This is a genomic window from Bradyrhizobium sp. 521_C7_N1_3 (assembly GCF_052075975.1).
Classification (GTDB): domain Bacteria; phylum Pseudomonadota; class Alphaproteobacteria; order Rhizobiales; family Xanthobacteraceae; genus Bradyrhizobium; species Bradyrhizobium japonicum.
Map to the genome: position 1 here is coordinate 9149596 of NZ_CP197232.1, position 25990 is coordinate 9175585.

24 protein-coding genes and 1 tRNA gene are annotated in these 25990 nt (G+C 63.5%); 8 read left to right on the forward strand and 17 right to left on the reverse strand.

All coding sequences use genetic code 11. The features are described from left to right. Positions 1-144: 144 nt before the first annotated feature. Entirely contained in the window at positions 145-618 is a 474-nt protein-coding gene (gene greA / locus AB7008_RS43325) for a transcription elongation factor GreA (RefSeq protein ID WP_007596674.1), read from the forward strand. Between the two features lie 89 nt (positions 619-707). Here the strand turns inward: greA and AB7008_RS43330 are convergent, their stop codons facing one another. Beyond that, positions 708-1187: an Lrp/AsnC family transcriptional regulator gene (locus AB7008_RS43330; protein ID WP_028150670.1), complete on the reverse strand. Its 480-nt coding sequence runs from the start codon at positions 1185-1187 to the stop codon at positions 708-710. Between the two features lie 265 nt (positions 1188-1452). On the opposite strand from AB7008_RS43330, the gene trxB reads away from it, so the two are divergent. The 5 genes from trxB (at position 1453) to AB7008_RS43355 (ending at position 5494) form a co-directional block, all read left to right on the forward strand. Further along, entirely contained in the window at positions 1453-2418 is a 966-nt protein-coding gene (gene trxB, locus AB7008_RS43335; RefSeq protein ID WP_441260852.1) for a thioredoxin-disulfide reductase, read from the forward strand. Between the two features lie 5 nt (positions 2419-2423). Continuing rightward, positions 2424-3347, forward strand: coding sequence for a LysR family transcriptional regulator (locus AB7008_RS43340; RefSeq protein WP_027534296.1), 924 nt, complete (start codon positions 2424-2426; stop codon positions 3345-3347). 464 nt (positions 3348-3811) lie between these two features. After that, positions 3812-4720 (forward strand): 4-hydroxy-tetrahydrodipicolinate synthase family protein, encoded by a 909-nt coding sequence (locus tag AB7008_RS43345; protein ID WP_441260853.1) that lies wholly within the window; start codon positions 3812-3814, stop codon positions 4718-4720. A 114-nt stretch (positions 4721-4834) separates the two neighbouring features. Continuing rightward, a complete protein-coding gene (locus tag AB7008_RS43350; protein ID WP_160300607.1) occupies positions 4835-5005 on the forward strand; it encodes a hypothetical protein in 171 nt (56 codons plus the stop codon). 342 nt (positions 5006-5347) lie between these two features. Beyond that, positions 5348-5494, forward strand: a complete 147-nt coding sequence (locus tag AB7008_RS43355) for a hypothetical protein (protein ID WP_166103352.1) — start codon at positions 5348-5350, stop codon at positions 5492-5494. A 75-nt stretch (positions 5495-5569) separates the two neighbouring features. On the opposite strand, the gene AB7008_RS43360 is transcribed toward AB7008_RS43355, so the two are convergent. Continuing rightward, entirely contained in the window at positions 5570-6247 is a 678-nt protein-coding gene (locus tag AB7008_RS43360) for a ParA family protein (RefSeq protein ID WP_014492079.1), read from the reverse strand. Between the two features lie 436 nt (positions 6248-6683). Beyond that, positions 6684-7004, reverse strand: a complete 321-nt coding sequence (locus AB7008_RS43365) for a hypothetical protein (RefSeq protein ID WP_052435510.1) — start codon at positions 7002-7004, stop codon at positions 6684-6686. A 575-nt stretch (positions 7005-7579) separates the two neighbouring features. Here AB7008_RS43365 and AB7008_RS43370 point away from each other — a divergent pair. Continuing rightward, positions 7580-8524 carry an AEC family transporter gene (locus AB7008_RS43370; protein ID WP_441260854.1) on the forward strand — a complete coding sequence of 315 codons (945 nt, stop codon included), beginning with the start codon at positions 7580-7582 and terminating at the stop codon, positions 8522-8524. A 19-nt stretch (positions 8525-8543) separates the two neighbouring features. Here the strand turns inward: AB7008_RS43370 and AB7008_RS43375 are convergent, their stop codons facing one another. From AB7008_RS43375 to AB7008_RS43400, 6 genes are all read right to left on the reverse strand, one after another. After that, positions 8544-9140, reverse strand: coding sequence for a DUF502 domain-containing protein (locus AB7008_RS43375; RefSeq protein WP_441260855.1), 597 nt, complete (start codon positions 9138-9140; stop codon positions 8544-8546). Between the two features lie 270 nt (positions 9141-9410). Further along, the gene (locus AB7008_RS43380) at positions 9411-9977 is read right to left on the reverse strand and encodes a DUF4126 domain-containing protein (RefSeq protein ID WP_441260856.1); all 567 of its coding nucleotides are present in this window, start codon (positions 9975-9977) and stop codon (positions 9411-9413) included. 373 nt (positions 9978-10350) lie between these two features. Then, complete coding sequence (locus AB7008_RS43385; RefSeq protein ID WP_304491504.1) at positions 10351-11049, reverse strand: hypothetical protein; 699 nt, start codon at positions 11047-11049, stop codon at positions 10351-10353. 37 nt (positions 11050-11086) lie between these two features. Continuing rightward, complete coding sequence (locus AB7008_RS43390; RefSeq protein WP_304491505.1) at positions 11087-12628, reverse strand: hypothetical protein; 1542 nt, start codon at positions 12626-12628, stop codon at positions 11087-11089. Between the two features lie 247 nt (positions 12629-12875). Further along, positions 12876-12952: transfer RNA gene (locus AB7008_RS43395), tRNA-His, on the reverse strand. Positions 12953-13143: 191 nt separating this feature from the next. After that, on the reverse strand, positions 13144-13578 hold the full coding sequence (locus tag AB7008_RS43400) for a phasin (RefSeq protein ID WP_014492066.1): 435 nt from the start codon (positions 13576-13578) through the stop codon (positions 13144-13146). A gap of 737 nt (positions 13579-14315) precedes the next feature. Between AB7008_RS43400 and AB7008_RS43405 the strand changes: the two genes are divergently transcribed. After that, positions 14316-17753 carry a PAS domain-containing protein gene (locus AB7008_RS43405; RefSeq protein WP_441260857.1) on the forward strand — a complete coding sequence of 1146 codons (3438 nt, stop codon included), beginning with the start codon at positions 14316-14318 and terminating at the stop codon, positions 17751-17753. 191 nt (positions 17754-17944) lie between these two features. Here the strand turns inward: AB7008_RS43405 and AB7008_RS43410 are convergent, their stop codons facing one another. The 8 genes from AB7008_RS43410 to AB7008_RS43445 all read right to left on the reverse strand — a co-directional run bounded on the left by AB7008_RS43410 (position 17945) and on the right by AB7008_RS43445 (position 25795). Then, complete coding sequence (locus AB7008_RS43410; protein WP_028158029.1) at positions 17945-19117, reverse strand: acetyl-CoA C-acyltransferase; 1173 nt, start codon at positions 19115-19117, stop codon at positions 17945-17947. A gap of 204 nt (positions 19118-19321) precedes the next feature. Then, a complete protein-coding gene (serA, locus tag AB7008_RS43415) occupies positions 19322-20911 on the reverse strand; it encodes a phosphoglycerate dehydrogenase (RefSeq protein WP_028158028.1) in 1590 nt (529 codons plus the stop codon). 221 nt (positions 20912-21132) lie between these two features. Further along, complete coding sequence (locus AB7008_RS43420) at positions 21133-22305, reverse strand: phosphoserine transaminase (protein ID WP_028151805.1); 1173 nt, start codon at positions 22303-22305, stop codon at positions 21133-21135. 79 nt (positions 22306-22384) lie between these two features. Beyond that, positions 22385-22576 carry a hypothetical protein gene (locus tag AB7008_RS43425; RefSeq protein ID WP_014492058.1) on the reverse strand — a complete coding sequence of 64 codons (192 nt, stop codon included), beginning with the start codon at positions 22574-22576 and terminating at the stop codon, positions 22385-22387. A gap of 173 nt (positions 22577-22749) precedes the next feature. After that, entirely contained in the window at positions 22750-23214 is a 465-nt protein-coding gene (locus AB7008_RS43430) for a GNAT family N-acetyltransferase (protein ID WP_248880040.1), read from the reverse strand. Between the two features lie 29 nt (positions 23215-23243). Further along, complete coding sequence (locus tag AB7008_RS43435) at positions 23244-23834, reverse strand: glutathione S-transferase family protein (RefSeq protein WP_028151832.1); 591 nt, start codon at positions 23832-23834, stop codon at positions 23244-23246. A 75-nt stretch (positions 23835-23909) separates the two neighbouring features. Continuing rightward, positions 23910-24797, reverse strand: a complete 888-nt coding sequence (locus tag AB7008_RS43440) for an outer membrane protein (protein WP_028158025.1) — start codon at positions 24795-24797, stop codon at positions 23910-23912. 167 nt (positions 24798-24964) lie between these two features. Continuing rightward, on the reverse strand, positions 24965-25795 hold the full coding sequence (locus AB7008_RS43445) for an outer membrane protein (protein ID WP_441260858.1): 831 nt from the start codon (positions 25793-25795) through the stop codon (positions 24965-24967). Positions 25796-25990: the final 195 nt, after the last annotated feature.

Sequence of the window (25990 nt, forward strand, 5' to 3'; positions counted from 1 at the left end):
CCGGGCATTGTGGTTGTTCTGTTCCGGCGCCAGACCCACATAACGCTTCGGCGGCGGCGTGTTCAGCCCCCCGGACATACTGACGAATCAAGGTTGCCGCGCCCTCTGTTTTCGTGGGCGCGCGATCGAAGGACGAGAGAAGAGATGGAAAAGGTTCCGATGACAGCGGGCGGCTTTGCCGCGCTCGGGGAAGAATTGAAGAAGCGCCAGTCCGAGGACCGTCCGCGCATCATCGAGCATATCGCGGAAGCGCGCTCACACGGCGACCTGTCGGAGAACGCGGAATATCATGCCGCGAAGGAAGAGCAATCTCACAATGAGGGCCGCATCGCCGAGCTCGAGGACAAGCTCGCGCGCGCCGACATCATCGATATTTCCAAGCTGTCCGGCGACACCATCAAGTTCGGCGCCACCGTGACGCTGGTCGACGAGGATACCGAGAAGAAGACGGTGTGGCAGATCGTCGGCGAGGTCGAGGCCGACGCCAAGAAGGGCCGCATCTCCATCACCTCACCGCTCGCGCGCGCGCTGATCGGCAAGAAGAAGGGTTCGACCGTCGAGGTCAACGCCCCCGGCGGCGCCAAGGCGTATGAGATCACCAAGGTGGAGTGGCGGTAAGGATTTGCCGCTAGGCGTGATGATGTTTCGAAAAGGCCGCGCCCTGCGCGGCCTTTTTGTTTCGGGGTAATGCCGAGTGCTTGCGCAAGTTACCTTCTTCCCTTCACATCAAGCGGCACGGCCGCCTCGTATTTCGAATTGTGCAGCACCAGCGACGTCCGCACGTTACGCACATGGGGTGCGGCGGTGAGGTGCGTCACGAAATCCTGGAAGGTGGCCATGTCGGGCGCGACGCATTTCAGGATGAAATCGACCTCGCCCGACAGCATCCAGCATTCCCGCACCAGGGGTTCGGCACGGACGAACTCCTCGAAGGCGCGTAAATCCGCCTCGGCCTGACTGGACAAGTGCACCGCGGCGAACACAGTGACGTCGAAGCCGAGCTTGCGGGCATCGAGCAGGCCACGATAGCCGTGGATATACCCCTCCTCCTCCAGCGCGCGGACGCGGCGGAGGCAAGGCGGCGGCGAGATGCCGACGCGCTTGGCCAGCTCGACATTCGTGATTCGACCGTCGGCCTGGACCTCGGTGAGAATTTTCAGGTCGATCTCGTCTAGGTTCCGCGACACGTGATTGGAACTCCTGGCCTTTGCGGCTGTATTGGTGGATTTGACGCAATCCTCATAGCCAGTCCGCAGCAATTGCGCAATTTTATTGCGCGTGCAGCGCAATCGACTTTTGTTCCCTGTTGGAAAAATCCGCCGACAGGGAATGCAATTCTTGCATAGCTCACCAGAAGGCTTAGATTAGCTCTGATATTTCAGCGCTTCCGCGAGGCCTCCCGGCACGTTCCGCACCCGCGCTGCAGATCCCCCGTGAAAGGCGTCCGTCAAAATGTCTGCCACTGTTCATGCAAAGGTCGTCATTATTGGCTCCGGCCCCGCCGGCTACACGGCGGCGATCTACGCCGCGCGCGCAATGCTCGAGCCGATCCTGATCCAGGGAATCCAGGCGGGCGGCCAACTCACCATCACCACCGACGTCGAGAACTATCCGGGCTTCGCCGACGTGATCCAGGGCCCCTGGCTGATGGAGCAGATGGAGAAGCAGGCGCTCCATGTCGGCACCAAGATCGTCTCCGACCTGGTCACTAAGCTGGAGACGACGCAGCGGCCGTTCCGCCTCACCTGCGACAGCGGCGACGTCTATCTCGCCGACACCGTCATCCTCGCCACCGGCGCGCAAGCGCGCTGGCTCGGGCTGCCGTCGGAAACGAAATTCCAGGGCGGCGGCGTGTCGGCCTGCGCCACCTGCGACGGCTTCTTCTACCGCAACAAGGAAGTCGTGGTGGTCGGCGGCGGCAATACCGCGGTCGAGGAAGCCCTGTATCTCACCAACCATGCCTCGCAGGTCACCATCGTGCATCGTCGCGATCACTTCCGCGCCGAACGCATCCTGCAGGAGCGTCTGTTCAAGCACCCGAAGATCAAGGTGGTCTGGGACTCGGCTGTCGACGAGATCTGCGGCACCGAGAACCCGAACAAGGTCACCCATGTGCGACTGAAGAACGTCAAGACCGGCGCGCTCACGAACGTGAAGACCGACGGCGTGTTCATCGCCATCGGCCATGCGCCGGCGACCGAGCTCGTGAAGGACCAGGTCAAGCTGAAACGGTCGGGCTATGTCGAGGTCGCCCCGAACTCGACCGCCACATCGGTGCCCGGCCTGTTCGCCGCCGGCGACGTCGCCGACGAGACCTATCGCCAGGCCGTGACGGCCGCCGGCCTCGGCTGCATGGCGGCTCTCGAAGCCGAACGTTTCCTGGCCCTGCGCGCCAGCGAGCGCGCTGCAGCGGAATAAAGATCATGCCTCGAACACGCGACGGATTTACGGATATGGATTGGGACAAGCTGAAGGTGTTTCACGCGGCGGCGGAAGCGGGCAGCTTCACGCATGCGGGCGAGCAGCTCGGCCTGTCGCAATCGGCGGTGTCACGCCAGGTCTCGGCGCTGGAGCAGGAGCTCTCGGTCTCGCTGTTCCACCGCCACGCCCGCGGCCTGATCCTCACCGAGCAGGGCGACCTGCTCTTCCGCACCGCGCATGACGTGTTCATGCAGCTGCAGGCGGCGCGCGCCAAACTGACCGACAGCCGCGAGCGGCCGAGCGGCGATCTCAAGATCACCACCACGCCCGGCGTCGGCATCAACTGGCTGATCCCGCGGCTCGGCGAATTCACCGCGCTCTATCCGGAGATCCGGATCTCGCTGATCGTCACCGACGAGGAGCTCGACCTGTCGATGCGCGAGGCGGACGTCGCGATCCGCACCCGCAAACCGACGCAGCCGGATCTCATCCAGCGCAAGCTGTTCGCGATGGGCTTCCACGCCTACTGCTCGCCGGATTACATCAAGCGCTTCGGCACGCCGCGCACGCTCGAGGAGCTCGACTCCCACCGCATCATCACGCTCTCCGACGGCAACTTCGCGCCGCATCTTCAGAACCGCAACTGGCTGGTCGAAGCCGGCCGCAACGGCTCTGGTCCGCGCGAGGCCTATTTCAGAGTGAACAACATCCTCGGCCTCGTCCGCGCCTGCCAGCAGGGCCTCGGCATCGCGGCGCTGCCGGACTATCTGATCGAGGAACAGAGCCGCCTGGTGCAACTGTTCGGAGAATCGGATTCGATTCAGCTCGACACTTATTTTGTCTATCCCGAGGAGTTGAAGACGGTCGCGCGCGTGCAGGTGTTCCGCGACTTCGTGGTGAGCAAGGCGCAGCGCTGGCCTTCCTGATTTCCGCATGTCTGACATGCGGCCTCGGCTGTTGCTGCATGGCGCTCGCCAAGCTCATACTGCTTGCACGCTGAGCCTTCGCGTTGCGCATTTGTCCCCCTCCTCCAGTGGCGCGGGAGTTCAGTAATCCCTCTTGGAAGGTGATTGTGTCGGCCTCACGTGGCCAATGCCTTAAGCCGGGCTCACCAGAGCCCGGCTTTTTTTCTGTCCTATTCGGGTATCGCGCTCCGCGTGTATTGACAGTTCCACGCACACCCCGCATCATTTGCGAATGATCACGAAGTCGTGCGCAATCTCGTTTAAGGCAGTCGCCTCGAAAAAAGGCCCCCATCCGGGGACCTCGGATTTTTGCGCGCGCTAACACGGCTTCGTCATCGCAAGCAAATCCCGAAACCCCGCCACCTGGACGGGGTTTTTTCATGTGCCCTCCGTCTCAGGTTTTTTTCCCGAGAAGGAGATGGAACATGACCGGTCTACAAGATCATTTGCACGGACTCTGGCTGCCGCTGGTGACGCCGTTTCGCGACGGCGCTCTCGACGAGAGGTCGTTGCGGCGGCTGACGCGACATTACAGCGGACAGGCCGTCGACGGCTTCATCCTGGGGGCGACCTCCGGCGAGGGCATGACGCTGCGCGCGGCCGAACTCGAACGCCTCGTTGCCATCGTGCGCGACGAGATGGCGGCGGGGCGCCGCACGCTGCCGATCTGCCTCGGACTGTCAGGCGCGGACACTTCGCGGCTGAAGGAACACCTCGACGAGACCGCGGACTGGCCGATCGACGGTTATCTGATCGCGAGCCCCTATTATGTGCGGCCCTCGCAGCGCGGGCTGCTGGCTCATTTCGAAGCCCTTGCCGATCACGCGGCGTGGCCGATCGCGCTCTACAACATCCCCTATCGCACCTCGGTCAACATCACCAACCAGACGCTGCTGCGTCTTGCCGAGCATCGGAACATCGTCGGCCTGAAGGATTGCGGCGCGAACCGCGAGCAATCCATCGCGCTCCTGCGCGACAGGCCGAAGGGCTTTCGCGTGCTCACCGGCGAGGACGCGAACTATTTTGAGGCGCTCACCGACGGCGCCGACGGCGGCATCGTGCTGTCCGCCCATGTCGAGACCGCTACGTTTGCGGCCGTGCATGCCGAGATGAAGCGAGGCAACCACGACACGGCGCAGGCGCGCTGGCACGAGGTCGCCGAGCTGACGCGCCTGTTGTTCGCCGAACCGAGCCCGGCGCCGGCGAAGTACTGGCTGTGGCGGTGCGGCCTGATCGACAGCCCCGAAGTGCGCCTGCCGATGGTCGAAGTGAGCAGCGAGCTCGCCGCCGCGCTCGACCGCGAAATCGAGCGGCGGATGAAAGTCGCCGCGTAGCGCTTCCGCTTCCTCTCCTCACACGCATGCTGCCCCCCCTTCTCCCCGTGCGGGAGAGGGAAGGCAGCGTCGTGTCCGCTCGGCACCATCTCAATCCGGAAAAGAGATCGACCTATGGACATTCGTCAGTGGCGCGATGCGCTGAAGACGGCATGGGAACGCGTTTCATATGCGAGCGAGTTATCCGACTGGCTGCGGCGCGACATTGGATTGACCGCGGATGAGGTGAAATCGCGTGCGGACTACATCGACGAGATCAGAAGGAAATACAGCGGCTGGGTTTAGCGGCGGCGCGAGTCCTTCACCCTCCCCTGGAGGGGGAGGGTCGATCGCGCGAAGCGCGAGCGGGGTGGGGTGATCTCTCCACTCGGGCACCGTTCGATGCGGAGGGACCGTCACCCCGTCCCGCTACGCATTTCGCTTCGCGCAATGCGTAGCGACCCTCCCCCTCCAGGGGAGGGTAAGAACGTGCCCCGTAATTAACCCCGCGCGAATGCGCGCACCGCGCCGGCATGGTTAATCCGTGGTAGCACCTGTGTTCGAATGCGCCCGAAATTGCGATCCGGATTCTTAAAACATCGCGGCTATCACTGGCGCCCATAAGCGAAGAAATCGCGGGGGCGTTTTGTGAATATCCGGAATGAAGTGGCGTCGCATTACGACGCCGGACAGCAGAGCTTTACCACCGAGGACATTCTCTGGGCCGCCGGCATCTGGTCGGTGATCCTGACGCTGTCGCCGGTCATCGTGTTCTACATGCTGATGGTGGCGTAACGCATCTCCACCGGGCCAAAACGCAAAACGCGCGGACTTCCGCGCGCTTTCCGTCCGGGGAATGATTAATGAAAATTATGCCGCCTGCTTGTGCATTGCGCCGGATGCCGACGCCGTGCCGCGAATAGCCTTCACTGAACGCTCGATCGCCGCCCACAGCCTTGCGATTTCCTGGGCCGCGCGGCTCTCGGCCTGATACTCGCGCGCGCCTTCGCCGTGGCTGAGCGCCATCAGCAAATCCGAACGGTTGGTGATCTGGCCGCCCCACACCGGCGCGCGGAATTTCGCCAGCGCCTCGCGGGCGATGGTGACGATCGGGCTTTCGGACTCGTCACGGCGCGCCGGGGCACCGTTGAGCACGACCGCGTAGGGCTTGCGCGCCGCGCGGCACATCTGGATGGTTTCCTGCACCGCGTTGACGTCGAACACGCCGGGACGCGCGGGAATGACCACCATGGTCGCGTTCTTGATCGCGTCGTCGACGACGGCCGAGAGGTTCGGCGGCGTGTCGATCAACACCCATTCATACCCGTCGCGCTTGGCAGCGGAGACGATGCCGCTGACCGAGTTCACGGCAGGCTTGATCGGCGGCTCGTTGGTGCCGCGCAGCTTGTGCCACAGCGTGAGCGAGCCCTGCGGATCCGCGTCCACGAGCATCACCTGCTTGCTCGCCTTGATCTGTGCGGCAAGATGTGCGGCGAGGGTACTCTTGCCCGAGCCGCCTTTACGCGATGCAAAAACAATAACGTTCATACCCTTCGCCTCCAGATTGACCCCAGGCCACGAAAATGAATCACCGCGCTGATTCGGGAAAGAAAAATTTATCGGCAGTGGCGTCAGAGCCACGAAATAACAAGACGTGTTGGCTTTTGAGTCACACTGCTTCGCGCGACCGGGATACCAATGGCAACGAAACGCCCTTCACGCCGGCAATCCCGCGCCCTTTCGGCAGCAACGCGGGAAAAAACGGAATGCAACCTCCCCGCGCAAACCCTCTCGCGACTCTTTTCCGTCGAACGCGCAGGTAATTATCGCAGGCGTCCGCACTGCGAGGCGAACAAAAGGAGTCCGGAGGCTGGCGCGCAGCTGATGCCGGCAACGCACATGCAGGGGGCGCGCCGAGGCAACGGCGCTTCGCGCTGTTGACCTGACATGACGAGCTTCAAAGAAAGAACGCGGGGTCCCGCGCTCAGCTTTCGCTGGATTTCTTCTTTTTGGCCGTCTTCTGCGAAGGCTTGGTGCTCTTCTTGGCGCGGGCCTCGCCGGGCTCGGGTCCCTGGCGGAAGAACACTTTGCACTGCGGCGAGAGCTGCGCCTTCTTCTGGATCATGCAGGCGGTGATGGCATCGACGTTCGGAACGAACTCGCCGCACAGCCGCATCGCGTCCGGCGAGCAGGCCTGCTGCTCCTCCTGCGTGTAGGCGAAGCCGGCACCGGGATGGACCAGGACGGCGAGCGCAATGCCCGAGATCGCAGCAGCCAAGGATTTTTTGAAACGGAACGCGGGCATCGATCCCCCCAAATGTCGAGTTGGAGGGAATAGTGGGTGAACGGCCGTTCGTTGGCAACGAGGCCTGAAGCGAAAGCTCAGACGTGTGCGGTCTCGGCAACAGGCGGGGGGCCCGGCTGCCGGCTACACTCTCAGGTGTCGTCGCCCGGCTTGACCGGGCGGCCCAGTATTCCAGAGACGCCAAACGTTCCACGAGAGGCCGCGGCGTACTGGATCCCCGCTTGCCGCCTACGCTAAAGCTCCGGCGCCCCTGAACCTCAACCCCGGCGAAGCCTTGGCGTAGCCGGGTCGCGGGGGAATGACAGTTGTGGGTCGGGGAAGGGCTCCGCGCTACACCGCTCTCCCCTTTGTCGATACTGGCCAGACCGGCCCTCAACCCGAGCCTCCTACCGCCCCTTCCAACAAAAAATGCGAAAACAACCCCATGCACAGTAGGCCGGGTCTTGATATCCCTCGTAAAACCCACCTCTACGGATTTTTCGAAGTCGCTTTGACACGTCGGGCAAAACAGGGGCATAATGCCATCATCGAAAAAAGCGTGGGGTGGTCAGCTTCCCCCTTGAGGTGAGGACTGCATGGCCACCGTGTTGATCGTCGCGCCGGTGTTTGCCCTGATCGCGGCCGGCTATGCGTCGGTGCTGTTTCGCTTCGTCTCCGAGACCGCGCACAAGGGCATCTCCGAATTCGCCTTCAGCATCGCGATCCCTGCCCTGCTGTTCCGCACCATCGTCGTGTCGGAATTCCCCGATGTCAGCCCCTACCGGATGTGGGGCGCCTATTACGGCGCGCTCGCCGTCACCTGGATCGCGGCGCTGGCGATCTCGGCATGCTTGCGCGAACGGCGCGAGGACCGCGAGGACGGCGTCGTGTTCGCGATCGGCTCGGTCTACGGCAACATCGTGATGCTCGGCATTCCGCTCGTGCTCTCGGCGCTCGGCAACGAGGCCGCGGGCCCGATGTCGCTGATCCTGTCGGTGAACACGCCGCTGCTCTGGCTCTGCGGCATCCTGCAGATGGAGCTGGTCAGCCGCAAGCGGACAGGCTCGGTCCTGTCGGTCATCCGCCCCGTGCTCGCGGATCTCGCGCGCAACCCGCTGATGCTGGCGATCGGCTTTGGCGTGGTCTGGCGTTTTACGGGACTCGGCCTCAACCCCGTGGTCGACAGAACGATCGAGCTGCTCGCGCAGGCGGGCTCGCCGGCGGCGCTGATTGCGCTCGGCATCAATCTGTTTCGGTTCGAGGTTAAAGGCGAGATGCTGAGCGTCGCCGCGATGAGCGCGCTCAAGCTGCTGGCGATGCCGGCGGCCGCGTTCGTGCTGGCCAAGCTGCTCGGTCTGCCTCCGGTCGCAGCCGGCGTCATCGTGCTGTTCGCGGCAATGCCGACCGGCGCCAACGCCTACATCTTCGCGGCGCAGTATCAGCGGCTGGTGAACCCGGTGTCGGGTGCGGTGGCGCTGGGGACGCTGCTGGCGGCGGTGACGTTGCCGGTGGTGGTGGTGATCGTGGCGGGGGTGAGGTAGTGCGGTCCATGTCGGACTTTCACGCCAGCTTCACGCCACGGAGGACCTCGCCGGAACCGACACCAATATGTTTCACAAGTGAGGTTGCCTGCAGCATCGTGATGTCCAGCGGACGAACCCGATCTGCCGGGTAATACATCACGTTACCGGACATCGGTGTGGGCGCTTGCGGCATGAAAACGGCAAGATTTCCTGCATCGAGCTGCTCCAGCGAATATCCGAGTTGCCAGGCGCCATCGTCAACACTGACAAGAACAGGTTTTAGCTGCGCGCTCTCGATTTGAGTCAAGCCCTCGGCCATGCTCTTGACCATCTGGTACTGAGGCATGCCGCCCAGCAGGGATTTTTCGAACCATCCGCTTATCCGCTTTCCCACCCTGGTTCGTGCCACGACACCGGCGCCGAAGGAAACGACGATCAGGAGCAAGACTGCCACAAGCGTGACGATGCCGATCCCGGCGACTTTCCCGATCTTGTCGAGCTCGAACTCATGAGAAATCGGCTGGGCCACCTTGACGGCAATTCGCATGGCGTGACTCAAAACAGCCACGATCAAAGCCGCCGGCAGCAAGAAGACTATCCCACCAAGGATGGTGGTCTTGATGAACTCCTTCATGGGCAAATCTCCACAATTCAGAATGACGGTGACAGTCCATTGAATTGAGTGCCGAAGGTGTGCGGGACAACAAATCACGCAGCGCGGCAATGGCCGGGCACGCACGTTCTTCGGTAAAGGCGACTATGCGCTCTATCGCGGCCTTTTGGCGACGAATTGCCGAGCGACCGGCGGCGCGGTGGCGCTGGGGACGCTGCTGGCGGCGGTGACGTTGCCGGTGGTGGTGGTGATCGTGGCTGGGGCGAGGTAGCCGCCCGAGCGGTCACGCGGTCATCCCGGTTGATCCGTGCGAGGAGCTGACCTCCGCAAGCGCAGGATCAGACGTATCGCCAGCCAGAGCATCAGAGCGACGAGCACGAAGGCGGCAACCGGCGCGGCCAGGGCAAGAAGCGATACGAGGAGCGCACCGCCCAGTTCGGCGGTCGCAACGGTCGAGTTGCCGAGGCCAGCCGTCAGGACCGTCGATTTGGCCCGCAGGGCCGCGGTGACGCCATGCACGATGCCGGCTGCGCCGCCGCCCGCGACGATGGCGGCCGTCCATTTCATCATCGGCGGAAGGTCTGCCATGGTCGCCGCCGAGACGATGGCTCCGGCGATCACCGCGACGGGCGCGGCGATGACATCGAGCAAATTGTCCACGCCGGGAATGAAATACGCACCAATCTCCAGGAGCGCCGCCACGCCGAGCATCAGCATTGCAGCAGGTGTTCCAAGCCACGCGAAACCGTCGCCCAGAGGAAGCGAACCCGAGTAAGCGGCCACGCTGGCAACCAGCATCGGCAGGAACACCCGGAAGCCCGTCGCGGCCGCAAGACCGACACCGAGCGCAATCGACAACGCGAGATCGGAGTTCGACATGAGATCCCCAACGATTGTTGCGCTCGGATTTCCTCGAGAAGGCTAGACGCGATGCGGCCGCGGTCATTGGGATGAGAACGGCCATCGACGCAGATCGCAATGCGCAATCAGGCTACATCGCGGAGGATGAGCAAACCAAGCCAGAAATGTTGACGCAGCCGATCACTCCGCGCGTTTCTTCCGGTTCGAGATCAAAGACGAGGGCCCGTCGCAGTGATGGGCGCGCTCAAGCTGCTGGCGATGCCGGCGGTGGCGTTGCGTTCGACCGGAGTCCTCTGCTGCGACGCGAAATATCATTGCTACAGGACATGGGGTCACCAGCCTTCGACAAGGATGAGCGGAACGCTAACCTTCAGTGTTCGACGAGATCACCTAGACTCGCACGTTCAAATCCTGACGAATGATCTGTTCCTCCCAGGACCGGCTTGAGCGAAGCGGGTCCAAAAAGACGACTCTGAACTCTCAGACAAGAATAGAGTGGTTTGAGAGATCGCCCGCCGACAACGTGCAGTAACTTGCCGCTGCTTGCGGAGACGCGCAGGCCCAGCTTTGGATCAGCCAGAGAAAGCGCGGCTAAGCCCCCCGCAAGCTTCGCTGTAAGCACAAGGCTCGCCGCCGTATCTTGAGAGACAATGATCGTGGTGCAGCTTGATTCTTGAACCGCGTCTATGATGAACCAATCCTTTTGCCACTTGCCCTTCTCGTAGGCCTTGAGAACGCCCCTCTCTATGACCGGCAAGTTCTTGAGTTGGCGTGCTCGCAAACCGCTTGCATGAAATACGAATGCACCTTCGGTCGAGAAATTAATCGCGACCTCGGCATTGGCAACGCCTACCAAGTCTGCCGCCGCCTTGGTTTCCACCTTCGTGCCTCTTGCCGAGGTATATTGCACGCTTTGTGCAGGACCTGGATCACTTGCTTCGCAAACCACGTCGATCTCGGCCAGTGACGAGAGCCGCCGGAAACGTCCGTCGACCATGGTGCCTACATCGCCGATATCAATCGGATCCCCCGGCAACCAAGTCGCGAAGAACCCGAGATTCGTATGCATTTCAGTTTGGTACGTCCTTACGGGGCTCGCCATTTTTCTAACTCTGCCGTTGCCTAAGATACAGAATGTCCACAACGTGCCGAACGCGGATATCGTCTCTCTTAATCGTCCGCTCCGCCGCCAGCCTTGCCGTTGCAAAGTCGAGAAGCTTGTCGCAACGATCTTGTTCAAGTTCGTCTGCCACAGGAGCGTCCGCCTCGACTGCACCTGTCGGCTCAAAGAACAACGCATCTCCAAGGCTCAACGCACGGCGGAGATCCCCGAGTTGGGAGTTGCGCCATGCGGGCTCGCTGAAGCCACGCGCCCCAACCAAAGCATGCGCAAAGCCGTCACCGTCCACGATGACGATGATTGGCGCTTGGCCAGCAGCCTCGATTAAACTCGCGAAAAGGCATGCCAAGTCTAAGCAGTTTGCTGTGCGGTGAGTCTCGATCTGCAAAGGACTTCGCACGATCTGAACGCTGGGTTCTGGACCTTTTGGCTCGAGTTCAAATCCAAACCGGTGGCGACGGATTCCATCGTATATGTGCCGGCAGATTTGCATCATCGCCTCACGCCCACGCGCATTGGCAAATGAGGCTCCATATGCACGGCGAGCGCGGTTTACCTCGTCTTGGATGAAGGCTAGATCCGGACGGACATGTGACAAGATCGCCCCACCGTCGTCGACATCCCAGAGGTTTTCAGGACGATGGCGCCAGCGCATCGTTCCAATGGCACGAGCGGCATCGGTTGCGCCTAATCCTTGGGCGATCTCGACAGGCCGCACGAGCCCCTCGCGATAGCTAGATACCTGACGCTCAAGCTCTACCAGCATCTCTCCGCGATCCCGCCAGTGAATCGTACCGGAAATGGTCGGTGCACATTGATCCGCGGTTGGAGAGTGCTGCAAGCGAATCGAAGGTATGCAATGGGCGTGCGCAAGTGCCAGCGCCAAGTGAGTGTCGGATAACCTCTCGCCAAGTAGGAATATGCAAAGCTCCGAACGCCAGATCGCTTCGAGAAGGCGGATGTCATCAAGACCTCGATCATTGAACTTGCCGATCAACGGCGTAACGCGGAAATTATGTCGCCGGAGTATCTCAACTACGTCTCGAGCCGCGTCCCTCAGCGTCCCAGTGCCCGCCGCCACGACAATTGCTTCTTTGGATAATTGCCGCTCAGGTCGCACTGTGGTTTCAAGCGCAAGCCTAAATGCTCTTATAGCCTCATCATGTTGGCCTGCAGCCTCCGCCGGCTCATCAGCCTTGAATGAAACGGCATCCTCAGGAAATTCGAGTTGATGGTGACGAAGGACCCGTTCATCGACGAAGAGCAGGCGAGGGACGCGCGCGCGACGGGCGAGGTCCAACTCCCTACCGATGTAAGGTGAGTAACCACCTAGGTCCGCGTCGGTGGGACGACAGGGAATGACCGAGATGAAGCCCCTCATCTCGGAGAGGTAACGTTCAAGTTTCGCGACGCACCAGATGTCAGTCTTTTGGTCCGCTCGTAACGGAATATCCTCGCTCGCGAACTTGTCGATGAAGTACCCGTTGACCGCAACGTCGCGGTAGCTGTGGCTAAAGTAAACTTGCATCAATACGAAGCCCTACTTCGATATCGAGGGGCTTGAGGCCATAGAGAACAAATTCAGAGCGGCCGAATGTCGTGCCACCTTGGAATGATCGCCTTTTTCCTCTCGATTGAGGAGGACCGCAATACTGGTTGATGGGTGGCTGGTTGGCAAGGAAAGGTAGCGAAAGGAGCCAGAGGCCAAATCGACCTACTGGGCGCGGCCGAGAACCACACTGAGTTACGATGTAGAGCCGGCCAAGGGACTATATTGGTACAGTTGGGTGGGCTCGAACCACCGACCTCCTGTTCCACAGACAGGCGCTCTAACCAACTGAGCTACAACTGCATCCTTGCGAGCCGCCCGGGGGCGCCTTTAACAGGCCGGTCACCGAGGGGGGCTGGACGGGGCGGAAACTAGGTGCAACGGGCGTTTTTGGCAAGGCCGCAAAACCCGAGAATCGCGCTTCGGACGAGGTTATTTCCAAAGCAAAACCCGGGCTCTAGGCCCGGGTTTCTTAATTTAGACCAGCCGGCCAATCAGGCGGCGGGCTTGTAGAACTTCGAGGCAGAGGCCTTGATCGGCTCGGCGGTCTCGGCGGCGACGCGCTGCGCGAGTTCGACCAGCTCCTTGGCCTGGGACTGGAAGGTCTCAAGCTGGGTGCGGGTGTGGCCGGTCCACAGCTCCAGCGCTTCCGCCGGCGACTTGAGGCCGAACAGCTGCTGGGCGAAGTCCAGCTGGGCGCTGGTGTTGGCCTTCATGAACTCCACCAGCTTGGCGGTGTACTCGCTCGCGCCCTTGTTGGCGCAGGTGAACACGGCCTCGACGGTGCCGTTGTGGGTCTCGGCCGCATCCTTGAACTTGGCGTAGCTCTCGCGGGCCTGCGACACGCCCTTTTCGGCGAACGCACGCATCTGCTCGGGGACCTCGAACGGAATGATCGAGGCAGAAAACGGATCAGTCGCAGCTGTCATGGTTGTCCCTCACGCTAATGAAAAAACGGAGTGAGCCTTCTGGCGCGCCCGCCGGCCCCAACCTAGGCCTCAAATTCAGCGGGAACGAAGACTGGAAACGCGGAACGAATGAGTTGGCTCACCCAGCGCGATCACTATTGCTGCCTAAGATGTCAACATTGTGCAACGCAAACGTGATCCGGGCTGCGCCGCGAAAATTAATCTCGGTGAAGGTGAGGTTCCTGATCCGGGGAACTCAGGGTTGAGGTAATTGGGTGCCTGCTGGGCGGCTTTCTTGCCCTCCCATGGAGGGGTCGACACGAGCGGAGCTCGCTCGGGGGTCGATCGCGCGAAGCACGAGCGGGGCGGGTGATCTTTCCACCCGGGCACCGCATCTGCGGAGAGACCGTCACCCCACCTCGGCTCGCATGCCGCTTCGCTCCATGCGAACCGATCCTCCCCCTCCAGGGGAGGATGGGCATCTGTGATGCCGCGCCAGCCTGCTCTTTCGGCCAGATCTCCCTGCTTCGGCCTGGCCGCATCGATCGCCGCGCGGCTGGCCTGCGAATCCTGCGGATGCCGCCGGGCTGCGGCTTGCGGGGGCGGCTACATTAAGGTTATCGCGGCTTTAGGCTTGGCCGTGTAGACCGGAGCCGTGGACCTGCCCGCGCCTGCGCGCGATAGTAACCCTTTCTTAAGGCTGTCATTCCGGCAGCCTTGCACCCTGATGCTACCAAGCGAGACTTGAAGCCGGTCGGATGACGAGTTCGGATTTCCAGTTGCGAGGCGTGGGCGATCCCCGGCTGGCCGTGCACGCGACCTCCCCGCTGCCCGCCTGGCTCTGGTCGATCGACGGCACGCGCGTGCTCTGGGCCAACCCGGTCGGCGCAAAACTGTTCGGCGCGGCCCATACCACAGCGCTCGCGGACAGGACCTTCGGCCCGGCGGACAGCCATCGCCGCCAGGTCGCCCGGCTCGCGCGCCGGCTGACGCCGAACGGGGCGATCAGGCTGGAGCGGCTGCAGGGCTTTGGCGCCCGCCTGGGCATGCTGATGACCTGTGCCTGCGCCCGCCTCGACTTCGCCGACGGAAGCTCCGGCGTGCTCGTCACCGCGATGGATCCGACGCAGCGCGCCATGCCGCTGGTCGAGCGCCTGCATCGTCTCGTCGAGGGCGCCAGGGTGCCGATGGCGGCGTTCGCGCCCGACGGCCTGTTCGTCGGCGCCAGCGAAGCCGCCCGCTCCCTGCTCGGCTTTCGCGATCTCGGCGATGCCGGCCTCGACCAGGCCCGCAGCGATGCGCTGGCGAAAGGCCGCGCCGAGACGCCGATCGGCATCGGCCAGATGGTGCTGCAACGGGTCGGCGTCGGCGCCGATGTCGGCCTGGTCGCGCTGATCGAGCCGGCCGCCCGGCAGGCGGCGCCCGCTGTCGACGAGACCATCGCGCGCGAACAAGCCGCTCAACCCGCGCCCGACGCTCCGCCGGTCCCTCCGGCCGCAGCGCCTGATTACGCGCAGCCTGCGCGGCCGAGCGAGGCTGCATCCGGAATCGCGCTGTTCGACGCCTTCGCCGAGCCGGTCGAAACGCCGGCTGCGACAGAGGCCCTCCCGCCATCAGAGACGATCGCGGACGCGCACGCCGCGAGCGACGCGATGGTCGTAACGATCCCGGAGGCGGCCGAAGCGCCTGTCCAGGAAACGATCGGCGACGCCGCGCCCAAAACTCCGGTTGAAAACCCGCGAGAGGCCATTGTGTCGCCGCAGGCCGCGCCGATCACCTCGCACATGGTCGAACCGCAATCAGCGGAGCCGTCCGCACCGCGTCAACATCCGCTGCGCTTCCTGTGGCAGGTGGATAAGGAGGGGCGCTTTGTGCTCGGCTCGGACGAGTTCATCCACCTGATCGGCGCGCACACCGCCGCCGGCTTCGGCCGCCCCTGGCGCGAGATCGCCGACGAGTTTGCGCTCGACCCTGATGGCCGCGTCGCGCAGGCGCTTGCAAGCCACGACACCTGGGCCGGGATCACCGTGAACTGGCCGGCCGATGGCGGCGAGCATCTGCCGGTCGAACTCGCAGGCCTGCCCGTCTACGACCGCGAGCGCAATTTCGCGGGCTTCAGGGGCTTTGGCGTCTGCCGCGATCTCGACGGACTGAACCGGCTCGATGCGCTCCGGCGCTTTGAGCTGTTCGCTGTGCCGCGCGCACAGCACGGCCTCTCCGCCGACGTCGCCGATCCCGAGCCGGAGCCCGTGGCGGAGGCGCCGCCTCCGCCGAGCGAGCCGCCCGTACCCGAGCCTGAGCCCGAGCCGACACCTGAACCCGAACTGCCCGAACCCGTAGCCAACGCGAATTCACACCCAACCGATCCGGAAACGCCAGTGGAAACGCCTCCCAATGTCGTGCCGTTCCGCCCGCCCGGCGATGTCAGATCACCCAGTGATCAGAGATCGCCGACGCTCTCTCCGGTCGAGAACAGCGCGTTCAACGAGCTCGCCCGGCAATTGTCCGAGCGCCTCGAACGCGAACGCGAAACGATCGCAGCCGGCACGTCCGAACCGCCGGCCGCAGAGAGTGCGCCCGAGCCTCCGATGCCGGAGCCCGAGGCGCCGCACGCGCCGGCCGAATGGCTGACCGAACCCGCGCCGCCCGCGCAGGGCCACAGCGTGCGCGACCGCGCGCTGCTCGATTTGCTGCCGACGGGCATTTTGATCTACCGGCTCGACCGGCTGCTCTACGCCAACCCCGCCTTCCTCGCGCGCATGGGCCATTCCAGCCTGGGCGCGTTGGAGGATGCCGGCGGGCTCGATGCGCTCTATGTCGAACCGGGCGTGTCGTCGGCCAGCAGCACGTCGCAAGCCGGCACGCCGGTGACGATCAGCGCGACGCTCGCCAACGGCCAAGAGCCGCTTCCGACCACCGAAGCGCATCTGCACACGATCGACTGGGACGGCGCGAGCGCGCATGCGCTGATCTGCGCGCTGCCGCAAGCGGCGCCCGTCATTGCTGCGCCTGCCGTCGCGCCGCCTGTCGTCGTCGAACCCGTCGTCGCGGAATCCTTCCCCTATGCGCCCGAGCCCGAGGCCGGCGATGCCGACGCCGAGGATCTCGCCGCGATCCTCGACACCACCGCCGAGGGCATCGTCATGTTCGATGCCGAAGGCAACATCCACGCCTGCAATCGCAGCGCCGAAGCGCTGTTCGGCTATGACGGCGAGGCGCTGATGCAGCGGAACCTGGTGACGCTGTTCGCGCCGGAGAGCCAGCAAATCGTGGCCGACTATCTCGAAAGCCTCAAGAGCCAGGACATCGCGAGCCTGCTCGACCACGGCCGCGAGGTGCTGGGACGCGAGAAGAAGGGCGGCGTCATTCCGCTCGCCATGATCATGGGCCGCACCAGGCCCGACGGCCCGAACTTCTTCGCCGTGTTCCGCGACCTCTCGCAGAGCAAGAAGGGCGAGAGCGAGCTCAAGAACGCCCGCCGTCTCGCCGACGGCGCGGCGAATGCCAAGGCCGACATGCTGGCGCGGATCAGCCACGAGATCCGCACGCCGCTCAACGCCATCATCGGCTTCGCCGAGGTGATGATCTCCGAACGCTTCGGCACGCTCGGCAACGAGCGCTACGGCGAATACATGAAGGACATCCGCGCCTCCGGCGAGCGCGTCATCACCATCATCGACGATCTGCTGGAGCTGTCGCGGATCGAGACCGGCAAGCTCGATCTCAGTTTCGCCAACCTCAACCTCAACGATCTCGTCGAAGCCTGCGTCACGGTGATGCAGCCGCAGGCCAATCGCGAGCGCATCATCATCCGCACCTCGCTCGGGCATGCGTTGCCGCAGGTGAGCGTGGACGCGCGCGCGATGCGGCAGATCACCATGAACCTGATCTCGAACTCGATCAGGCTCGCCAGCGCCGGCGGCCAGGTCATCGTCTCCACCGCGCTCACCGACCGCGGCGAGATTGCCCTGCGCATCCGCGACACCGGCCACGGCCTGAGCGAGCGCGAGGTCGCCGCCGCGATGGAGCCGTTCCGCACGCCACCGCCCGGCGATGCCGCGGACAGTTCGGCGCTGAGCCTGTCATTGACCAAGGCCCTGGTCGAAGCCAACCGCGCCCGGTTCAACATCAAGAGCGCGGGCAATTCCGGCACGCTGATCGAGGTGGTGTTCGCACCGGTGGTGGTGAAGGCGTGAGGGCACGGCGCGCTAACAGCTGAGGCCGTCATGCCCGGGCCTGTCCCGGGCATCCACGTTCTTCGTGCCAGGTAGCCAGGCGTGGATGGTCGGGACAAGCCCGACCCTGACGTTGCGGAGGCTTTCGTAAAGCGCACAAATAAAAAGGGCACGGCTAACGCCGTGCCCTTTCGTATTCATCGTGCCTTATCTCAGCTGTAGATCTCGAACAGGCCGGCGCCACCCTGGCCGCCGCCGATGCACATGGTCACGACGCCCCACTTGGCCTTGCGGCGCGCACCTTCCTGGAGGATGTGGCCGGTGAGACGCGCGCCGGTCATGCCGAAGGGATGACCGATCGCGATCGAGCCGCCATTGACGTTGTACTTGGCGGGATCGATGCCGAGCTTGTCGCGCGAGTAGAGGCACTGGCTGGCGAAGGCCTCGTTGAGCTCCCAGATATCGATGTCGTCGATCTTCAGGCCGGTGCGCTTCAGCAGCTTCGGGATCGCGAACACCGGGCCGATGCCCATCTCGTCGGGCTCGCAGCCGGCCGTCGCCCAGGCGACGAACCGGCCGAGCGGCTTGAGGCCGCGCTTCTCGGCATCCTTGGCTTCCATCAGCACCACCGCGGCGGCACCGTCCGAGAGCTGGCTGGCATTGCCGGCGGTGACGAACTTACCGGGGCCCTTCACCGGCTCGAGTTTTGCCAATCCTTCCAGCGTGGTTTCAGGGCGATTGCACTCGTCGCGATCGACGACGTAGTCGACGATGCTCTCGGCCTTGGTCGCCTTGTCGACGACCTTCATCCTGGTCTTCATCGGGACGATCTCGTCCTTGAACTTGTTCGCCTGCTGGGCCGCCGCCATGCGGCGCTGCGATTCCAGCGAGAACTCGTCCTGGTATTCGCGGCTGAGCTTGTAGCGCTCGGCGACGATGTCGGCGGTGTCGATCATCGCCATGAAGATATCGGGCGCGACCTTGAGCAGCTCAGGATCGATCGATTCCTTCGGCGAGCCGCCGCCCGGGATCGAGATGCTCTCGACGCCGCCGGCAACGATGCAGTCGGCGCCGTCGGAGCGGATCGAGTTGGCGGCCATCGCGATGGTCTGCAGGCCCGAGGAGCAGAAGCGGTTCACGGAGACGCCGGCCGTGGTCGTCGGCAGGCCCGCGAGCAGCGCGGCCTGACGGCCGATGTTCGGCGCGCCATGGGCGCAATTGCCGAGATAGCAGTCCTCGACATAGTCCTTCTCGACGCCGGCGCGGCTCACAGCGTGCTGGATGGCGTGGGCCGCGAGCGACATCGGCGGCGTGATGTTGAACCCGCCGCGGCCGGACTTGGCGAGGCCCGTGCGTGCATAGGAAACGATGACGGCTTCACGCATTGTCTTCTCCCTTTTCGAACGATTTTGAACGGAGGCGTTGGTACGCGGCGTTCTTGGGCGCCATTGGTACACAAAGTTCGACTGGCTTGGGAGAAATAAAGCGGGTCGCAGCATCAACAAAAACGCCGCCCTCTCGGGAGGGCGGCGTGATTGTTCCGCAGGTCGGAATATATGATGGCCGTCATTCCGTGGCGCGCGAGCGCCTCAGAACGTCAGTGCCTTGACCTGCCTGACCTGCGGCAGGGCCTGCACCTTGGCAAGCAGTTCCGGCGGCACGACGCCGTCGACCTCGATCAGCGCGATGGCATCGGCGCCGGGCGCGACGCGGCCGAGATGGAAGGTCGCGATGTTGATCTTGGCGTCACCCAAGAGGCTCGCGAACTTGCCGATGAAGCCCGGCTTGTCCTCGTTGGTCACGTAGATCATCGACTTGCCGAACTCCGCGTCGACGCGGATGCCCTTGACGTCGACGAGGCGCGGCTTGCCGTCATGATAGACGGTGCCGGAGACCGAGCGCTCCTGGCGCTCCGTCGCCACCGTGACGGTAATCAGGCTCTCATAGTCGCTCTGGGCGGCGCGCACGATCTCGTCCACCACCATGCCGCGCTCCTTGGCGACGACGGGGGCGGACACCACGTTGACCTCGCCCAGCATCGGCCGCAGCAGGCCCGACAGCACGGCCGAGGTGATCGCCTTGATCTTCATCTCGGCGACGTGGCCCTCATAGGTGATCTGCACCTTGAGGATGCCGCTCTCGGTGAGCTGGCCGGCGAACGAGCCGAGCTTCTCGGCAAGCGAGATGAACGGCTTCAGCTTCGGCGCCTCTTCCGCCGTGATCGAGGGGAAGTTGACGGCGTTCGAGATCGCACCGGTGAGCAGGTAATCCGACATCTGCTCGGCGACCTGGAGCGCGACGTTCTCCTGCGCTTCCGTGGTGGAGGCGCCGAGATGCGGCGTGCAGATCACGTTGGGATGGCCGAACAGCACGTTCGCGTTCGCCGGCTCCTCGACGAAGACGTCGAAGGCTGCGCCTGCAATGTGCTTGGAATTCAGCGCATCGACCACCGCCTGCTCGTCGACGAGGCCGCCGCGGGCGCAGTTGATCAGGCGCACGCCCTTCTTCATCTTGGCGATCGCGGATGCGTCGATGATGTTCTTGGTCTTCTCGGTGAGCGGGGTGTGCAGCGTGATGAAATCGGCGCGCTTCAGGAGATCGTCGAGCTCGACCTTCTCGACACCGATGTCCTTGGCGCGCTCCGGCGACAGGAACGGATCGAAGGCGACGACCTTCATGCGGAGGCCGAGCGCGCGGTCGGCGACGATCGAGCCGATGTTGCCGCAGCCGACGACGCCGAGCACCTTGCCGGTGATCTCGACGCCCATGAAGCGGTTCTTCTCCCACTTGCCGGCCTGGGTCGAAGCGTCGGCCTGCGGGATCTCGCGGGCGAGCGCCAGCATCAGCGTGATGGCATGCTCGGCGGTCGTGATCGAATTGCCGAACGGCGTGTTCATCACGATGATGCCCTTGGCCGTGGCGGCGGGAATCTCGACATTGTCGACGCCGATGCCGGCGCGGCCGATCACCTTGAGGTTGGTCGCCTTCTCGAGGATTTTTGCGGTCGCCTTGGTCGCGGAGCGGATCGCAAGACCGTCGTAATTGCCGATGATCTCGGCGAGCTTGTCCTTGTCCTTGCCGAGGTTGGGCTGGAAGTCGACCTCGACGCCGCGGTCTTTGAAGATCTGCACGGCAGCGGGCGAGAGCGCGTCGGAAATGAGAACTTTGGGTTTGGTCATGGGATTTGTCCTTCACCGTCCCTAAGGGAGGATCGGCCCGAAGGCCGGAAATGCGTGAGTGACTCAGAAGCTTTTTGCTCTCCCTCTCCCCGTTCTTACGGGGAGAGGGTTGGGGTGAGGGGCAGCCACAGGCGAAGTGCTCGTGGAGAGAGCCCCTCACCCGGATCGCTGCGCGACCCGGCCTCTCCCCGTAAGAACGGGGAGAGGCGAAGAACGAAAACCTACGCCGCCTTGGCGAGCTGCGCCTTGGTCTCGGCGAAGGCCCAGTCGATCCACTGTGTGAGCAGCTCGACGTCCTTCGCCTCGACGGTGGCGCCGCACCAGATGCGCAGGCCGGCCGGCGCATCGCGGTAGTAGGCGAAGTCGTAGCCCGCGCCTTCCTTCTCGACCAGCGCGACCAGCTTCTTGGAGAAGTCGGCCTGCGCGTCCTCGGAGAGCGAGGTGATCGCGGGATCGGTGAACTTCAGGCACACCGAGGTGTTGGAGCGGATCGCGGCGTCCTTGGCCAGGAAGTCGATCCAGGGCGTCTTCGCCTTCCAGTCGGCCAGCACCTTGGTGTTGGCGTCGGCGCGCGCGATCAGCGCCTTCAGGCCGCCGATCGACTTGGCCCAGTTCAGCGCATCGAGATAATCCTCGACGCACAGCATCGACGGCGTGTTGATGGTCTCGCCGACGAAGATGCCTTCGTTGATCTTGCCGCCCTTGGTCATGCGGAAGATCTTCGGCAGCGGCCAGGCCGGCTTGTAGGTCTCGAGCCGCTCCACCGCGCGGGGCGACAGGATCAGCATGCCGTGCGCGGCTTCACCGCCGAGCGCCTTCTGCCAGGAGAAGGTGACGACGTCGAGCTTGGCCCAGTCGAGCGGCTGCGCGAACGCGGCAGACGTCGCGTCGCAGATGGTCAGGCCTTCGCGAGTCGCGCTGATCCAGTCGGCGTTCGGCACGCGTACGCCTGACGTGGTGCCGTTCCAGGTGAAGACGACGTCGCTGTTGGGATCGACCTTCGAGAGATCGGGGATTTCACCGTAGGCAGCGTTGAGCTTGGTGACGTCCTTGAGCTTCAATTCCTTGACGATGTCGCTGACCCAGCCCTCGCCGAAGGATTCCCAGGCGAGCGTGGTGACGGGCCGCGCACCGAGCAGCGACCACAGCGCCATCTCGACCGCGCCGGTGTCCGACGCCGGCACGATGCCGATGCGATAATCGGCGGGCACTTCAAGCACTTCGCGCGTCAGATCGATCGCGAGCTTGAGCTTGGTCTTGCCGACCTTCGCACGATGCGAACGGCCGAGCGCTGCGTCCTTGAGATTTTGGGCGTTCCAGCCGGGGCGCTTGGCGCAGGGGCCGGAGGAGAAATGCGGCACGTTCGGCCGCGAAGCGGGCTTCGCTACAGTCATGATCTACCCTTCCAGATAGTAAGCCTCCCGTTGGGGGGAGGTGTCCCGCCGCGGCTGATACGGGAAACGGGAAGAGTCGTCAAGGAAGTTCCGGCGTCTCACGCTGGAGTGAAGGCGCTTCCGGCGCAATCTTGGGGGATTCGACCACGGCAAGCGCGTTCAGCAAGTCCGTGGCATCGCTGATCAATTGCGCGGCACGACGGCGGCTGCCGACTTTCAAAATGCATTTGTCATTGGCCTGCACAACGTAGTCGTTGCCGACCTTGATCATGGAATAGCTTGTCATCGAAATCCCCGAACCGACCGAGCCCGGTGTCTGACGCTGCCGTAGCACCGTTCGTTCCCGGCTCAACGTGAACGACGGCTGGGTAGTTTACCGGCTCTTAATATGAACGAATGCGCGATCCGAATTAGCTGATCGCGCAACGCTCGCGGCGAGCTGCATCAAAAGCGGACAGTCATGCCGACGTGACTCGCAGCGAAGCCGAGCCGCTTGTAGAAGCGCTGCGCATCTGTTCGCGTCTGATGCGTCAGCAGTTCGACCAGATTGCAGCCGCGCGCTTTCGCTTCCGCGACCGCCCATTGCACCAGCTGCTCGCCGATGCCGCGGCTGCGACAATCGGAAGCAACGCGGACATCTTCGAGCAGACCGCGGATGCCGCCTTGCGTGCTGATGCCCGGCAAGATCGCGAGTTGCAGGCAGCCGACCACCCTGCCCTCGCTCTCTGCCACCACGAGCGTGAGATTTTGATCGCGCGCGACCCGCTCGAACGCCTGGTAATAGGTCTCAGGCAAGGGATCCTCCACGCGCTCGCGGGCGCGCCCGAGATGATCGTCGGCAAGCATGGCGACGATCGCCGCAACGTCCTCGCGGCACGCGGGACGGATGGAGACGGATTTCTCGTTCATGCGGGAAACTCCAAGAATCAGCGTGGCTCTCAGCGCGCCGGTGGAAGGCCGAGCCAGGCTTCGGCCTCGCCGATCCAGCGGCGGATGGCAGCATGGCGGCCGAGATCGAAGCCACCTTCATGCGCGAGGCGGGTATAGGCGAGCAGCGAGACGTCGGCGAGCGAAACTTCCTCGCCGGCGAAGAAGCGGCTTGCCGCAAGATGCTGCTCCATGCGGTCGAGTGCCGCATAGCCGCGCTTGACCTTGTCAGGGTCGAGCTCGGATGCGTCCTTGCCGAGATACACCAGCTGGAAGCGGCACACCGCGATATAGGGCTCGTGACTGTACTGCTCCCAGAACAGCCATTCGTCCATCTTGGCCGCAGTGAAGGCATCGCGCGGAACGAGCGCGCTGTCGCGGGCGAGATAGCGGATGATGGCATTGGACTGTGCCAGCGTGCGGCCGTCGTCGAACGCGACGGTGGGCACCTGGCCGGCGCCGTTCATCTTCAGGAATTGCGGCGTGCGCGTCTCGCCCTTGCGGGTGTCGATCTCGATCCATTGGTAAGGCAGCGCGAGCTTGTCGCAGACCCACTTCACCTTGAGACAATTGCCGGAATTCGTGTCGCCGTAGATCTTCATCGCCGTCGCCCCGTTTTGGAGCGACAGAGCATCAGGACGGAGGGAACCTGTCAACCGTGGCGCGGCGAAGCAGCGTCAGAACTTGTAACCGAGCCCGACGCGCGCATTGTTCAGCGTCACCGACGTGTTCATGACGGGAGAGAACTTCACGTATTCATATTCCACCCGTGCGAACAATCCTTCCCACAGGCAGTATTCCAGTCCGAGACCGGCGACCCAGCCGACCACGAAATTGTTGGTCCTGTGCTGGGTCTGCGTCTGCGACTGCGCCGGAACCGGCTGCGGTGTTCCGATGATGGTGATGACGTTACCGAATGCGTCCTGCACGGTCGCATCCTGACGCAGCTTCACATCGCTCGACACGGTGCGGGAGACGTCCATGCGGCCGACGGCCGCGCCGGCGAACGCGTAAGGCATGAAATCGCCACCGTCCCAACCCACGCGCCCGCGGAGCGTGACCATGTCCTTGACCGTCGCCGCGGCGGTGCCGGTCAATGTCGTGAGATAGTGGTTGGTCACGCCGGTGGGCGGGACGTCACCAGGCGGGTTGACGATGTCGAGCGAATTGGAGCCGGACGACTGCGAGGCAATCTTGTTGAAATAGGTGTAGGTGCCCTCGAGACCGAGAACGGCATCGTACCATTGCCAGTTGCGGCCGACGAAGCCGCCGAAATTCGCGCCTTGCGTCGTGGTCTTGTTGAGGAGCGACCACGACGATGTCGGCCCTTGCAGCACGCTGTCGCGGAAGATGAAATTGGTGAGGCCGACGACGCTTTGGCTGAAGTCGGTTGACGCCGAGGAGTAGCCGAAGCTGCCGCCGGCATAGAAGCCGTCCCAGTTGCGCGTCGTCTTCGACAGGCCGTCGGTGAAGCCGCCGCGCAGCACGGGCAGATCCGGCATGTCGGCCGCATGCGCGGCAGACACCGTCCCCAACATCGCCGCCGCCAACATCAGCCTACGCATCACAACGCTCCATCGGACTCGAACTGTTGCGATGATCATCGCCTGTTAACCTTAACCAATGGTTGCGTCTGATGTTTTCGTCGCCACTGGCCATGAAAAATATGCAAAGCAAAACGGCGCGGGATGATCCCGCGCCGTTAAGAGACGTTAAGCGATGGAGCTGACGATCAGCCCTTGGTGACGAGCGGCGGCATGTAGGCCGGCGGGCTGCTCAGATCCCAACGCACGCCGAGCTTCACGTCATGCGAGGTGATGTCCTTGATCTTGATCGTCGACGGACCCGAGATGCTGTTGTCGTAGGCGCGGAAGTTGCCGGGATTGGCGTCGCCGAGATCCATGTAGCTGTAGGCGAGTTCGACAGTGAAGCCGGGGCTGACCTTGTAGGCTAGACCGGCGTGGGCGGCCCAGGCGAAGTTCCACTTACCGTTGTCGGCAAAGTAGGTTGCGCTGCTGGAGGGCACGCCGCCAGCGATCTGAATGCCGTCGTCACGGAATCCACTGAGCTTGTTGTAGGAGCCGCCGACACCAGCACCGATGAACGGGGTGATGCACCACCAGGTGCCGAGATCGACATAGGCATTCGCCATGACGACCCACTCCGACTTGCTGCCGGAGTAGCTGTCGGACCCGACGAAGCCGGGTGCGATGACGTTGTCCGCACCGTGCAGATTGGCCCTGCCGCGATACTGGCCGATCACGTCGGCGCGGAACCAGTTGTTGAAGCGATAGCCGACGCCGAGGTCGAACAGCGGCGAGCTATCGAAGCCGAGGCCCACGGTCTGGGTCGGGAACGTCTGCGCGGTCGCGCTGTCGATCCGCTTGGCGCTCTGGTTGGTCATGCCGATGTCGCCGCGGAGATACCAGCCGCCGAAGTCGGCGGGCGGAGCCGGCGGCGCGTACATCGGAGGCGGAGCGGCGATCGGCATATCGGCGGCGAACGCCATCGACGAGATCAGGGTCGCCGCACCCGCGGCAAGGAGAGACTTAACGCTACGCATTGGCTTCGTCCTTATGGCCGGTGAGGCAAAATGTTGGCGCCCCACGTTCTGGAAACTCACGGGCGGACGATGGCACCAAATGTTTAAGCGCCACTTAACCCTAATTTTTAAGGTTGATTTTTTCTCACCACTCGCGCGCATGCAGCGGAAGCGTTGCAAAAATGCGGCGCCCCGGCGCCCCAATTGCTAACGATT